Raw genomic sequence first — 12,268 nt, 5'->3', positions numbered from 1 at the left:
GCAACTACAACCCCGTGCTCTAAAGTGGGACCGAGATTCGCCCGTTTCGGAGGGGTTTGATCGTGCACGTACCCGATGGGTTTTTCGACGTTCCCGTGTCCGTCGGCGCCGGTGTCTTCGCGGCGGCCGGCGTGGCTGTGTGCCTGCGGGGCGCCCGGCGGGAGCTCGACGACCGCACCGCTCCCATGGCGGGCCTGGTGGCCGCGTTCGTCTTCGCGGCGCAGATGCTCAACTTCCCGGTCGCCGCGGGCACCAGTGGCCACCTGCTCGGCGGGGCACTGGCCGCGATACTCGTCGGGCCGTACACCGCCGTGCTGTGCGTCGCGGTCGTGCTGCTCGTCCAGGGGTTCTTCTTCGCCGACGGCGGGCTGACCGCCCTCGGGGTCAACATCACGCTCATGGCGATCGTCACCTCGGTCGTCGGCTGGGCGGTGTTCCGGCTGATCACGCGGACCGGCCCGCGCGGGCGGGGCACGCTGGTGGCCGCGTCGTTCCTGGCCGCGCTGGTCTCGGTGCCCGCCGCGGCGCTCGTCTTCACGGTCCTGTTCTGGCTCGGCGGCACCGCGCCGATCGACCTGGGGGCGGTGGCCGCCGCGATGGGCGGCGTCCACGTGCTCATCGGCCTGGGGGAGGGCCTCATCACCGCGCTCACCGTGAGCAGCGTGCTGGCCGTACGGCCCGACCTCGTCTACGGCGCGCGCGGGACGGCCGCGCCGCTGGTGCTGCGTACGGCCGAGGGGGAGGTCGAGGTCGGCGGGCGGCCCGCCGAGGCGCCCTCGGCGGGGATCGGCCTGCGTCCGGTCCTGGCGGGTGGCGCGATCGTGGCCGTGCTGCTGGCCGGCGTCGTGTCGTTCTATGCCTCCAGCGCCCCCGACGGGCTGGAGAAGGTGGCGTCCGACAAGGGGCTGAGCGCGCAGGAGAAGCCGCACGCGGCGGAGGACGCCCCGCTGGCCGGATACTCCGTGAAGGGCCTGGGCGACCAGCGGCTCTCCGGCGGGCTGGCCGGGGTCGCGGGCGTCGCGCTGACGGTCGCGGCCGGCGGCGGGGTGTTCTACACGGTCCGGCGGCGCCGGCGGCTGACCGGCGGCGTGACGCCCGCCGGGGCCCCGTGAGCCCTGCTTCAGCGTCCGGTGAGCCCTCTCGCGAGCATCCTGTGAGCTCCCGCGTGAGCTCCTCCATGAGCCCTACCGCCCCTCGCGCGCGGAGGGCGGCAGGTCGGCCATGATGGCGGGGTGAGCACGAAGTGATGAGCGCCGGGCACCATCATCCGATCTACCGGCCCGCCGACACGCCCGTCCACCGGCTGCCGCCCCAGTGCAAGCTGGTGGCGGTCGTCGCGTTCGCGGTGTGCGTGGTCGCCACGCCGCGCGAGCGTTTCTGGGCGTTCGCCGTCCACGCGCTGCTGCTGGCCGCGGTCGCGGTTGCCGCGCGGGTGCCCGCGGGCACGATCGCGCGGCGGATGGTGATCGAGGTGCCGTTCGTGCTGTTCGCCCTCGCGATCCCGGTCATCGGCACCGGTGAGCGGGTGCAGGTGCTCGGGATGTCGCTCAGCCTCCCCGGCCTGTGGGCCGCCTGGAACATCCTCGCCAAGGCGACGCTGGGGGTGGCCGCCTCGATCCTGCTCGCGGCCACGACCGAGCCCCGCATGATGCTGCTCGGCGCCGAACGGCTGCGGCTGCCCCGGCTGCTCGTGCAGATCGCGACGTTCATGCTGCGCTACCTCGACGTGATCCTCGACCAGATGCGGCGTATGCGGGTCGCCCGGGAGTCGCGCGGATTCGTCGCCCGTGACCTGCGGCAGGCCCCGGTGCTGGCGAAGTCGGCGGGCGCCCTGTTCATCCGGGCGTACGAGCGGGGGGAGCGGGTCCACCTCGCCATGCTGAGCCGGGGCTACACCGGCGAGATGCCGACGATTAGGGATATATCGGCATCTGGGCGAGACTGGGGGACGGCGGCTATCCTTCCCTGCCTCGCCGCGGCGACGGCCCTACTGGCGTGGAGCACCACATGACCCCCGGCAGCCCCTCGCTCGTGGTGAGCAGGCTCGCGTACGCCTATCCCGACGGGACGCAGGCGCTGTACGGCGTGGACCTGACGATCCGGCGGGGGGAGCGGGTGGCCCTCCTCGGCCCGAACGGCGCGGGCAAGACCACGCTGGTCATGCACCTCAACGGCATCCTCACCGCCGGGCACGGCACGGTGGAGGTGGGCGGCCTTCCGGTGCGCGCCGGCACGCTGCCGGAGATCCGCCGCCGGGTCGGGCTGGTGTTCCAGGATCCCGACGACCAGCTCTTCATGCCGACCGTCCGCGAGGACGTCGCCTTCGGGCCGGCCAACCTCGGCCTGCGCGGCGCCGAACTCGACCGCCGCGTCCGCGACGCGCTGGAGCGGGTCGGCATGCTCGACGCCCTCGACCGGCCGCCGCACCACCTGTCCTTCGGCCAGCGGCGCAGGGTGGCCGTGGCGACCGTGCTGGCGATGGAGCCGGAGATCCTCGTGCTCGACGAGCCCTCGTCCAACCTCGACCCCGCCTCGCGCCGCGAGCTGGCCGAGATCCTCAGAAGCCTGGACGTGACCGTGCTCATGGTCACCCACGACCTGCCGTACGCGCTGGAGTTGTGCGAGCGGTCGCTCGTCATGTCCGAGGGGGTGATCGCCGCGGACGGGCCCACGCGCACGCTGCTCGCCGACGAGCGGTTACTCGCCGAACACCGGCTCGAACTGCCGTACGGCTTCGCCGTGCCGGCTCACCCCGGGTGATGGATAAGTAAAGTGGGCGCAGCGGAGGAGGTCTCACGATGAAGCTGCGGCTCGCGCGCCAATCGCGCCCCAACGCCGTCGTGGTGGCCGTCGAGGGCGAGCTCGACCTGTTCACGGCGCCGTTCCTGCGCGACGAGGTGCGCGATGCCATAACCAACGACAGCCCGACTCTCGTGCTCGACCTCCGCGAGCTGTCGTTCATGGACTCCAGCGGCCTGAGCGTGCTGATCGAGGCCTGGCGCCTCGCCACGAGCGAGGGCGGCGGGGTCAGCCTCGCCTCGCCGCAACCGCCGGTCGCCCGCATCCTGCGCACGACCGGGCTGGACCGGCGGATCAAGGTCTATCCGGACGTCGATACCGCGATTTTGCGTCACCCCGAGTAGAACTTCATTCGGTTGTCGCGTTAGGGTCCGGCTATGGATCTGAACGGAGCAGCAGCAATCATCTCGGGCGGCGCCAGCGGCCTCGGCGAGGCGACGGCCCGCGAGCTGGCCCGTGTCGGCGCGACCGTGGTCGTGGCCGACCTGAACGCGGAGCGCGGCAAGGCGCTGGCCGACGAGATCGGCGGCGTGTTCGCCCACACCGACGTGTCCGACGAGGCGTCGGTGCAGGCCGCGGTGGAGACGGCGGTCGCCACCGGAAAGCCGCTGCGCGCCGTGGTCAGCAGCGCGGGCATCGGCTGGGCCCAGCGCACCGTCGGGCGGGACGGCTCTCCGCACGACCTGGCGTCCTACCGCAAGGTGATCGACGTCAACCTGATCGGCACGTTCAACCTCATGCGCGTCGGCGCGGCGGCCATGGCCAGGACCGAGCCGGTGGACGAGGACGGCGCCCGCGGGGTCGTGATCAACACCGCGTCGGTGGCCGGCATCGAGGGCCAGACGGGCCAGGTGGCCTACTCCGCGTCCAAGGGCGGGATCATCGGCATGACCCTGCCCGCCGCCCGCGACCTCGCCGTGGTCGGCGTCCGCGTGCTGACGATCGCGCCGGGCATCATCGACACCCCCATCTACGGCAAGATCGGCGACCAGGACGCCGAGGCGTTCAAGGCCAAGCTGATCGGGCCGGTGGCGTTCCCGAAGCGGCTGGGCAAGGCGTCCGAGTTCGCCCACCTGGTCCGCACGCTGATCGAGAACGACTACATGAACGGCGAGGTCATCCGCTTCGACGGCGGCATCCGCTTCCAGCCCAAGTGAGGTCAGGTTGTCCGAGGTTGACTCCGGGGCGGCCGGCCCGCCGGACGAGGTGCTCGCCGAGATCGTCGACGGCGGGGTCGCCGTTGTCACCATCAACCGGCCGAGGGCCAGGAACGCCGTCAACGGCGCGGTGGCGCGCGGCATCGCGTCCGCCCTCGACGAGTTCGACGACAGTCCCGAGGTGTCGGTGATCGTCCTGACCGGGGCGGGCGGCACGTTCTCGGCGGGCATGGACCTGAAGGGTTTCCTCACCGGCGACATGCCCACGGTCGAGGGCCGGGGCTTCGGCGGGATCACCGAGGCGCCGCCGAAGAAGCCGATCATCGCGGCCGTCGAGGGATACGCGCTGGCCGGCGGGTTCGAGCTGGCGCTGGCCTGCGACCTCGTCGTCGCGTCCGAGGACGCCAAGTTCGGCCTGCCGGAGCCCAAGCGGGGGCTCGTGGCCGCCGCGGGCGGGATCATGCGGCTGCCGCGCAGGATTCCGTACCACGTCGCGATGGAGATCGCGCTGACCGGCGAGCACTACCCGGCCGCCCGGCTGTACGAGCTGGGGCTGGTCAACCGGGTCACGTACCCGGGCGAGGCCCTGCACGGCGCGCTCGAACTGGCTCGCACGATCGCCGCGAACGCGCCGCTGGCCCTCGCCGCGACCAAGCGGGTCGTCGTCGAGTCGGCCGACTGGTCGAGTGAGGAGATGTTCCGCAGGCAGGGCGACATCATCGGCCCGGTCTTCACCTCCGCCGACGCGATGGAGGGCGCCGCGGCCTTCGCGGAGAAGCGCCCTCCCGTCTGGAAGGGCGAGTGACTCTCAGCTTCTGAGGTCGGCAAGGCCGCCGGGGCGCTTCCACGGGGAGGCGCCCCGAGCCGTGTCCGGGCCGAGGACGGGCTCGTCCGGACTCGGGACGGTTTTCGGGACCAGTGTCCCAGGCGTGTCCCGGGCGGGTCCGGGACATCGCGGCCGCGCCGTAGCCCGAGCGGCGGACCCGGCGTCGCCCGCCAAGATGACGCGTCCCTCCGGCCGGCCCGTCTAGCTTCCTCGTGTTGATCAATCGAGGAACGAGGAAGGGTGATGCACGTGCGAGTTGGTCGTAGTGCCTGGCTCGCGGCCGGGGCTGTCGCGGGGCTGCTCGTGGGCGGCGGGGGAGTCGCCGTGGCCACGACGACGGCGGTGACCTCGCCGATCGTGGCCTGTGTGGGAGCCGACGGCGTGATGCGAATGCCCCCGGAACTGGAGTCGGCGAATTTTTCGGCCACGCAGATCGCCGCACCGACGGCTACCCCCACGCTGCCTGCGGAGGGATGCTTCGACGGCGAGCGGACCGTCGTCTGGAACGTCACCGGCCCCCAGGGTCCGCGGGGGCTGACCGGCCTCCAGGGCCCGCGAGGGCTGGTCGGCCCCCAGGGCCCGGAGGGGCCGCAGGGCCCGCAGGGTGAGAAGGGCGATCCCGGGGCCGCGTACGGGCAGACCTACATCGCCTACGACAACCACGCCTACGACGACGGGACGGTGCGGGAACTCGTCCGGATCCCGCAGGTGCCCGCGGGAGACTACGCCGTTCAGGTCGGTGTGAGCGCCGACCTCCTTCGGGACACCGATCGACTCCTCGTCGAGTGTGACGTCAGCACGCCCACGGGCGTCACTTCCGCCAGGCCGCAGCAGTCCGCCAACAGTGGGCCGGGCTCGACCCTCACGCTCGCCTATTTCGTCACCGCGAAGCTGAACGCGCCCGGTCCGGTGGTTCTCAGGTGCCATGCCCTCACCGATAACGGTCCCATCGTGGTCAACGCCGAGGGCAGGCTGATGGCGACCAGGGTGCCCGAGGTCGTCGCCTGGCCGTCCGCCACGCAGCCCCCGACTCCGACGCCGTCGGTCACGCCGACGCCGTCCGCCACGCAACCTGCGACTCCGACGCCGTCCATCACGTCGCCGGTCACGCCGACGCCGTCCGCCACGCGGCCCGCGACTCCGACGCCATCCGCCACGCAGCCTGTGACTCCGACACCCTCTGCCACGCGGCCCGCGACGCCGACGCCGTGACCCGGCCGGAGGACGGCGGCGCGTGATGCCGGTGCCCCATCGGCCGGGGTGACCCGCGCGGCGGTCTTCTCGATAGTCTCGGGGGTCCGGGTGGTCGCAACGGCATGATCCTCGCGGATCGGGGCAGTCCGCTCGTCCATGGGCGTGACTGCGTACGGTGAATCCATGAGTGTATCCGGGCCCGGGCTGCCCCCGTCCGGCCGGTCGATGCGGGAGCGCACGTCCGAGCTGCTCACCGGCGCCCTCGGCAGCGCGATCCTGATGATCGTGCTCGTGTCGGCGATGTGGGCGATCGAGATCCTCGACTACGTCGAGAACAACAGGCTCGACCGGTACGGCATCGTCGCGCACGAGCCGGACGGCCTGCCCGGGATCCTGTTCGCCCCGTTCCTGCACGCGGGCTTCGCCCACCTGATGGCCAACTCGGTGCCGCTGCTGATCCTGGGGTTCGTGGCCGCCATCCGGGGCATCGGCCGCTTCCTCGCCGCGAGCCTGATCGTCATCCTGGTCAGCGGCATGGGCGTGTGGCTCACCAGCCCGCCCGACACGCTCACGATCGGCGCGAGCGGCCTCGTCTTCGGCTACTTCGGCTACGTCGTGGCCCGGGGCCTGTTCGACCGCCGGGCCCTCGACATCGTGCTCGGCGTCGTGGTCGCCGTGCTGTACTACTCGATCCTGTGGGGAGCCCTGCCCACCCAGCCGGGCGTCTCCTGGCAGGGCCACCTGTTCGGCCTCATCGGCGGCGTGATCGCCGCCTGGCTGCTCCGCCGCCGCCGGGCCTACTGACGCACGGACTCACGACCCGGGCGGCGGCCCGGCGGTCCCCATGTCGAACGCTCCGGGATCGTCGACCACCCGGCAGGGCGTGACCGGGCCGTCCGTCAGGCGCCCGCTGAACTGCCAGGCCACTCCGGGGTGGGCGGTGTCCGGCGGCACCGGGTTCTCGTTGATCTCGATCAGGACGATCTGCCCCGGCCCGATGAACCGGGGACGGATCGTGATGCCGTGCTCCGACCGGATGGCCCGGGCCGAGGCCAGCTTCTCCGCCTTCTTATGGATCCGCGCCTGTACGGCCGGATCCTTGCTCGTTACCTCCTCCTTCGAGAGGGGCAGGTCGTCGCCCGCGACGAAAGGAGCGCGTCCGTCGGCGCATCTCTTTCCGAGCGGCAGATAGGTGACATCGGCCCGCACGCCCATCTTCGCCAGGTCCCGCTCGACCTGGTCGGGGTCCCTGAACTCGTTGATCTGAAGGCTGATGGAGCCGTCCGGGTGTTTCGTCAACGCGTACGCCGGGGTCTGCTGCCCGGCCACGAGCGGCACCGCGACAGCCGTGGCGGCGGCGACGGTGATCGCGGCCCCGGCCACGTAGCGGAGCCGGGGGATCCGGCGCACGCCCGGCGCACGCGCCTGGGCCTTTCGTGCCACGATCTCCGCCTTGAGCTCCGCGAGCAGCCTGTCCTCGAACGTGTCGTTCACTTCGTTCCTCCGATCAGTTCCATGACTCCGGGGACGCGCTGGATTCGCCGCCGGGCGCGGTGCAGCCTGACCCGGGCGGCGCCCTGCCCGATGCCGAGCGCGGCGGCGGCCTCGGCGGGGCTGAGCCCGTCCACCGCCACGAGTTCGAGCAGCGCGCGGTCGCCGTCCGGCAGATCGGCCATCGCCTCCAGCGCCAGCCGGGCCGGCGACTCGGCGTCGACGCGTTCCTCCAGGCGGGCGATGTCGTCGGCGTCGAGCAGGCGGCGGCCGGCGATCCGGCCGGTGGCCCGCAACTCCCTCGCCGTACGGCGGCGCTGCGCGAGCACGGTGTTGCGCGCCACGCCGTACAGCCAGGCGATCTCGGTGCCCCGGTCCGGCCGGTAGGTGTGCGCCGAGTCGAGCACGGCGAGGAACACCTCGGCGGTGAGATCGGCCACCAGGTGCGGATCGGCCGCCCGCCTGGCCAGGAAGCGCGTCACGGCGTCGACATGCCGCCGGTAGAAGGTCTCGAACGCGTCGGGATCTCGGGCGAAGTCCGGCGGACCGGTCTGTTCACGGCGCACCGGCGCTCCCCTCGGTCGTGTGGTTCGGCACACCCCTGCTTGGACGGAGCACCCCGTACCGTTACAGATCCGAGGAAAAAGAAAAAGCCGACGGCCTGAGGCCGTCGGCGAGAACGGCGGCCGCCGGAGAGGCGGCCGCCGTGAAGAAGCGTCAGAGGCGCTCGACCACGTAGTCGACGCAGACGGTCAGCGCCTCGACGTCGGCCGGGTCGACGGCGGGGAACATCGCGATCCGCAGCTGGTTGCGGCCGAGCTTGCGGTACGGCTCGGTGTCCACGATGCCGTTGGCCCGCAGCACCTTCGCCACCGCCGCCGCGTCCACGGAGTCGTCGAAGTCGATGGTGCCGACGACGTTGGAGCGCTGCGCCGGGTCGGCCACGAACGGCGAGGTGTACGACGTCTTGTCGGCCCAGGTGTACAGGCGCGAGGCGGAGTCGGCCGAGCGGGCGGTCGTCCACCCGAGGCCGCCCTGCCCGTTCATCCAGTCGAGCTGGTCGGCCAGCAGGAACAGCGTGGCGACCGCCGGCGTGTTGTAGGTCTGGTCCTTGACCGAGTTGTCGATCGCGGTCGGCAGGCTGAAGAACTCGGGGACGAACCGGCCGCTCTCGGCGATCTCCGTCACCCGGGCCAGCGCCTTCGGCGAGAACAGCGCGATCCACAGGCCGCCGTCGGAGGCGAAGCTCTTCTGCGGCGCGAAGTAGTAGACGTCGAAGTCCTCGGCGGAGACCGGCAGGCCGCCCGCGCCGCTGGTGGCGTCGACGAGGACGAGAGAGTCGTCGCCACCCACGCGCTTGATGGGCATGGCGACGCCGGTGGAGGTCTCGTTGTGGGTGAGCGCGTAGACGTCCACGCCCTCCTCCGTGACCGGCAGCGGGTGGGTGCCCGGCTCAGACTTGATCACCGAGGGGTCGGCGAGCCAGGGGGCCTTCTTCGCGACCGTCGCGAACTTCGAGGAGAACTCCCCGAAGTTGAGGTGCTGCGACTTCTCCCGGATCAGCCCGAAGGAGGCGATGTCCCAGAACGCCGTGGTGCCGCCGTTGCCGAGCACGACCTCGTACCCCTCGGGGAGGGAGAACAGGTCGGTGAGCCCGGCGCGGACACGGGCGACGAGGTTCTTGACGGGCTTCTGCCGGTGGGACGTGCCCATCACCTTCGCGCCCTCGCCGGCGAGGGCGGCGAGCTGCTCGGGGCGTACCTTCGAGGGCCCGCAGCCGAAACGGCCGTCGGCGGGCTTGATGTCAGCGGGAATCACGATGTCAGCCACGGTTCAAGCGTAGTGAGACCTGCGAATGCTCTAGACCATGGTCCGGATTATGAGACACCATGGTCGGGTTTCAAGCGCGCGCACCACCCCGAAAACGGACTCCGCCTCCCGGGAGACATCCACGTGGCCGACGTGCACGGCGTCATCGAGAAACTCGTCCGCAGGCCGTTCTTCTGGCTGCCAGACCAGCCGCTGCCCCTTGTGCTCGTCGTCGAGCGGGACGGCGACGCGTTCGAGGCCGCGCGCCGACTCGCCGCGCCGTTCGAGGACTGCCTCCCGCACGCGACGGTGGCGGCCGGCCGGTACGGCACGCTGCACGACCTCGTGGACGCCCTGGCGGGGGAGCAGGGGCAGCTCGGCAGGCCGGTGGGCGGCTCGTTCCTGCCGCCGCCGCGCTTCTCGCTGGTGCAGTTCGTGCTGTGGGCGCGCAGGCAGCGCGACCTGCCGCCGGAGCCGGACCGCGGCGGGCCGCCGCCCCCGCGCTGGCCCGACCCGCAGTCGCGCGGGAGCCTGGAGGAGTTCAAGGAACGGCTCAAGCTCTGGCGGGGCGGCAGGCACGGCGGGCACCAGGGCCGCAGGACGGCGGCCGACTTCTTCGGGCGCGCGGCGACGACCTGGCTGCCGGTCGGCACCCTGGCCGCGGTGCTGCTGAGCACCCGGGTGTCCGGCGACCACGCCCCCTGGTGGCTCGACAGCGCGCCGGATCTGGTCGGCGTGCTCCCGTGGGCGCTCGGCCTGCTCGTCTTCGCGGCCGGCACGGTCGTCCAGGGGCTGCTGTCGGTCCGGGGCTCGTTCTTCAACGGCTGGTTCCGGCGCCAGCCGTACCTGACCAGGAAGCCGTACGAGCGGCTGGCGCAGTACGCCCTGCGGGTGGCGAGCGCGAGCGACGAGGACGCCGAGCGGCTGCTGGTGCACGCGATGTGCCAGGACCTCCGCCAGGCGTACCAGAAGTGGATCATCCCCTGGCCGAGCTGGGGCCGCGGCCTCTACGGCCTGCTGGTCCTGGACGCCACGCTGCCGGGCTGCGCCAACGAGCGGTTCCTGCGCCTCCTGGAGGAGACCACCGAGGAGACCGGCCTCCTGCCGCCGATGCTGGTGCTGGCGGCGGTGCCGGAGCCGAAGGCCGCGGAGGCGAGGGCGGTCACGGGGGGCCGCCTGACGGAGCTGCCGGCGCTGGCCGACGCCTGGCGGGCCCGGGTGCGGCGGCGGGTGCCGCCGCTGCGCCTGCTGGCCGCCACATCCGGGCCCGCCCTCGACGACGACTACCGGCCGCGGCTGCTGCCCAGCCGGATGCGGGCGCTCGGATACTGGTGCGTGATCGCGCTGCTCGTCGTCGGTCCGGTCACCCTGGCCTGGCGCATCTACCAGGACCAGAGGGCGCGCTGCGGCGGCCTGTCCTGGGCCGAGCTCGTCGGCGACGAGTGTGTGGGCGTCGTCAACGCGGACGGCCCGGCCCCCGACAACCTGTTCGGCAGGAACATCGGCGCCGTCGTGAAGAAGATCGACGACAACAACGCCGCCGCCCGGAACGTCGGCGCGTACGTGAACGTGGTCCTGTTCGGGGAGTACTCGATCCGGAGTCCGCGGCCGGACGGCGAGCCCGCCGAGCCCGGCGAGAACGCGCCGGAGGACGACAGCCGGGTGGCCGGGGCGCTGGCGGAGCTGAAAGCCGTGGAGCAGTACCAGCGCGCGGTCCGGAACGTTCCGCGCCTCCAGGTCTTGATCGCCAACGCCGGGGCGGACTTCCGCCAGGGCCGCCGGGCCGCCCGGCTGGTCAGCAGGCTGGCGGCCGAGGACCCGCACACGCTCGGCGTCATCGGCTTCCCGCGCAGCGTCAGGGGCGTCGAAGAGGCGATCAGCGTGCTGCACCAGGCCAAGATCCCGATGCTCTCCACGACCGCGACCGCGGACGACCTCGGGTACGTGCCCGACACCGCCGACGTCGCCGGCACGTCCGATGCGGCGTCCAAGCGGCCGTCCCCCTACTACTTCCGCATGGGCCCGACGAACTGGCGCGAGGCGGAGCTCGTCGCGCGGTTCGTCCGCCAGACGCTGCTGCCCGGGAAGGCGTCGCCCACCGCGGTGATCGTCCAGGACCGGTCGCCGGGAGACAGCTACACCAACAACCTCGCCCGCGACTACAAGGAGGCGGCCGGCGACCAGGGGATCAAGATCTCCGAGCGCGACGAGGTCTACTACACCGTGGACGGCGGCGGGATCGCCGAGGCGACGTCGGTCGCCTGCGGGCGCGATCCCGACGTGATCCTCTACGCGGGCCGGGCCACCGAGTTCCTCGGCTTCGTCGACGCCGTCGAGAAGTGCAGCGACGGCCAGGTCAAGGTGATCGCGGGGGACGACGTGATCAAGGTGGTGACCGATCACGGCAAGGAGATCGGCGACTACAGGCGCGTGCAGGTGTACTACGCCGCGCTCGCGAGCCGGGAGCTGTGGCGGGACCCGGCGCGCGACCACGGCACGCAGCCCACCGGATACATCCAGTCGCTCTTCGGCCGGGACTCGACCGAGTCGGAGGACAACCTCATCCTGAGCTACGACGCGGTCGAACTGTTCTACGACTCGGCCAACCGGGCCTACCAGGGCAGGAGGCTGCCCAGCAGGGGAGACCTCCTCTACCGGCTCGCACTCGTCTCCGGGCGGCTCGCCCGGAACGGTTCGAGCGGCGTGATCGACTTCGGCGGCCGGGAGGCACACGACCCCGTCGACAAGACCATCGCCATCATGCGGGTGAAGGCCGGCGGCGTGAGCGTGGCGGTCCGCTGCGGGCGTCTCAGCCTGCGGGAGTCCGCGCCGCCCGGCGGCGTCTGCGACCACCTCGCCGACGTGTACGGCGAGGAGGCCGGATCCCGGCGCTGAGGGCCCGCGTACGTCGAGCGAAGCGGGCGCGGGGGACGGCCGGGGGTCCGCGGCCCTCTCGGAAAGCCGCGGGCCCTCGGCGGTCCCTCGGGCGGGC

The 12,268-nt window shown here is 72.2% G+C and carries 12 protein-coding genes; 9 read left to right on the top strand and 3 right to left on the bottom strand.

The genetic code is table 11. The features are described 5' to 3' along the window. Nucleotides 1–62: 62 nt before the first annotated feature. The 8 genes from F5972_RS03495 to F5972_RS03460 all read left to right on the top strand — a co-directional run bounded on the left by F5972_RS03495 (nucleotide 63) and on the right by F5972_RS03460 (nucleotide 6,780). A complete protein-coding gene (locus F5972_RS03495) occupies nucleotides 63–1,112 on the top strand; it encodes an energy-coupling factor ABC transporter permease (RefSeq protein ID WP_150930939.1) in 1,050 nt (349 codons plus the stop codon). Between the two features lie 134 nt (nucleotides 1,113–1,246). After that, nucleotides 1,247–2,011 carry a cobalt ECF transporter T component CbiQ gene (gene cbiQ / locus F5972_RS03490; RefSeq protein ID WP_150930937.1) on the top strand — a complete coding sequence of 255 codons (765 nt, stop codon included), beginning with the start codon at nucleotides 1,247–1,249 and terminating at the stop codon, nucleotides 2,009–2,011. After that, nucleotides 2,008–2,760: an energy-coupling factor ABC transporter ATP-binding protein gene (locus F5972_RS03485; RefSeq protein ID WP_150930935.1), complete on the top strand. Its 753-nt coding sequence runs from the start codon at nucleotides 2,008–2,010 to the stop codon at nucleotides 2,758–2,760. Before cbiQ ends, F5972_RS03485 begins: the two co-directional genes overlap by 4 nt. Nucleotides 2,761–2,798: 38 nt before the next feature. Next, nucleotides 2,799–3,143 carry an STAS domain-containing protein gene (locus tag F5972_RS03480; protein ID WP_150930933.1) on the top strand — a complete coding sequence of 115 codons (345 nt, stop codon included), beginning with the start codon at nucleotides 2,799–2,801 and terminating at the stop codon, nucleotides 3,141–3,143. 33 nt (nucleotides 3,144–3,176) lie between these two features. Then, nucleotides 3,177–3,956 carry an SDR family NAD(P)-dependent oxidoreductase gene (locus tag F5972_RS03475; protein ID WP_150930932.1) on the top strand — a complete coding sequence of 260 codons (780 nt, stop codon included), beginning with the start codon at nucleotides 3,177–3,179 and terminating at the stop codon, nucleotides 3,954–3,956. A gap of 7 nt (nucleotides 3,957–3,963) precedes the next feature. After that, nucleotides 3,964–4,761, top strand: a complete 798-nt coding sequence (locus tag F5972_RS03470; RefSeq protein WP_150930930.1) for a crotonase/enoyl-CoA hydratase family protein — start codon at nucleotides 3,964–3,966, stop codon at nucleotides 4,759–4,761. A gap of 264 nt (nucleotides 4,762–5,025) precedes the next feature. Further along, nucleotides 5,026–5,994: a hypothetical protein gene (locus F5972_RS38705; RefSeq protein WP_191909919.1), complete on the top strand. Its 969-nt coding sequence runs from the start codon at nucleotides 5,026–5,028 to the stop codon at nucleotides 5,992–5,994. 165 nt (nucleotides 5,995–6,159) lie between these two features. Continuing rightward, nucleotides 6,160–6,780, top strand: coding sequence for a rhomboid family intramembrane serine protease (locus tag F5972_RS03460; protein WP_225311119.1), 621 nt, complete (start codon nucleotides 6,160–6,162; stop codon nucleotides 6,778–6,780). 9 nt (nucleotides 6,781–6,789) lie between these two features. Here the strand turns inward: F5972_RS03460 and F5972_RS03455 are convergent, their stop codons facing one another. From F5972_RS03455 to serC, 3 genes are all read right to left on the bottom strand, one after another. Next, nucleotides 6,790–7,470 carry a hypothetical protein gene (locus F5972_RS03455; protein WP_150930928.1) on the bottom strand — a complete coding sequence of 227 codons (681 nt, stop codon included), beginning with the start codon at nucleotides 7,468–7,470 and terminating at the stop codon, nucleotides 6,790–6,792. Beyond that, nucleotides 7,467–8,033: an RNA polymerase sigma factor gene (locus tag F5972_RS03450; RefSeq protein ID WP_150930926.1), complete on the bottom strand. Its 567-nt coding sequence runs from the start codon at nucleotides 8,031–8,033 to the stop codon at nucleotides 7,467–7,469. The genes F5972_RS03455 and F5972_RS03450 overlap by 4 nt, the downstream gene beginning before the upstream one ends. 151 nt (nucleotides 8,034–8,184) lie before the next feature. Further along, nucleotides 8,185–9,297, bottom strand: coding sequence for a phosphoserine transaminase (gene serC / locus F5972_RS03445; RefSeq protein WP_150930924.1), 1,113 nt, complete (start codon nucleotides 9,295–9,297; stop codon nucleotides 8,185–8,187). Between the two features lie 123 nt (nucleotides 9,298–9,420). Here serC and F5972_RS03440 point away from each other — a divergent pair, with 123 nt between their 5' ends. Then, complete coding sequence (locus F5972_RS03440; protein ID WP_150930922.1) at nucleotides 9,421–12,171, top strand: ABC transporter substrate-binding protein; 2,751 nt, start codon at nucleotides 9,421–9,423, stop codon at nucleotides 12,169–12,171. The last annotated feature ends 97 nt before the right edge of the window (nucleotides 12,172–12,268 follow it).

Source organism: Microbispora cellulosiformans (assembly GCF_008728085.1).
Taxonomy (GTDB): domain Bacteria; phylum Actinomycetota; class Actinomycetes; order Streptosporangiales; family Streptosporangiaceae; genus Microbispora; species Microbispora amethystogenes.
Note: the sequence above shows the minus strand (reverse complement) of the source record. Positions and strands in the feature narration are given on the sequence as shown.

What these genes read in the sequence shown, in the direction of transcription:
- cbiQ (WP_150930937.1), top strand. Translation starts at nt 1,247, where the DNA reads ATGAGCGCCGGGCACCATCATCCGATCTACCGGCCCGCCGACACGCCC.
- F5972_RS03485 (WP_150930935.1), top strand. Translation starts at nt 2,008, where the DNA reads ATGACCCCCGGCAGCCCCTCGCTCGTGGTGAGCAGGCTCGCGTACGCC.
- F5972_RS03480 (WP_150930933.1), top strand. Translation starts at nt 2,799, where the DNA reads ATGAAGCTGCGGCTCGCGCGCCAATCGCGCCCCAACGCCGTCGTGGTG.
- F5972_RS03475 (WP_150930932.1), top strand. Translation starts at nt 3,177, where the DNA reads ATGGATCTGAACGGAGCAGCAGCAATCATCTCGGGCGGCGCCAGCGGC.
- F5972_RS38705 (WP_191909919.1), top strand. Translation starts at nt 5,026, where the DNA reads ATGCACGTGCGAGTTGGTCGTAGTGCCTGGCTCGCGGCCGGGGCTGTC.
- F5972_RS03460 (WP_225311119.1), top strand. Translation starts at nt 6,160, where the DNA reads ATGAGTGTATCCGGGCCCGGGCTGCCCCCGTCCGGCCGGTCGATGCGG.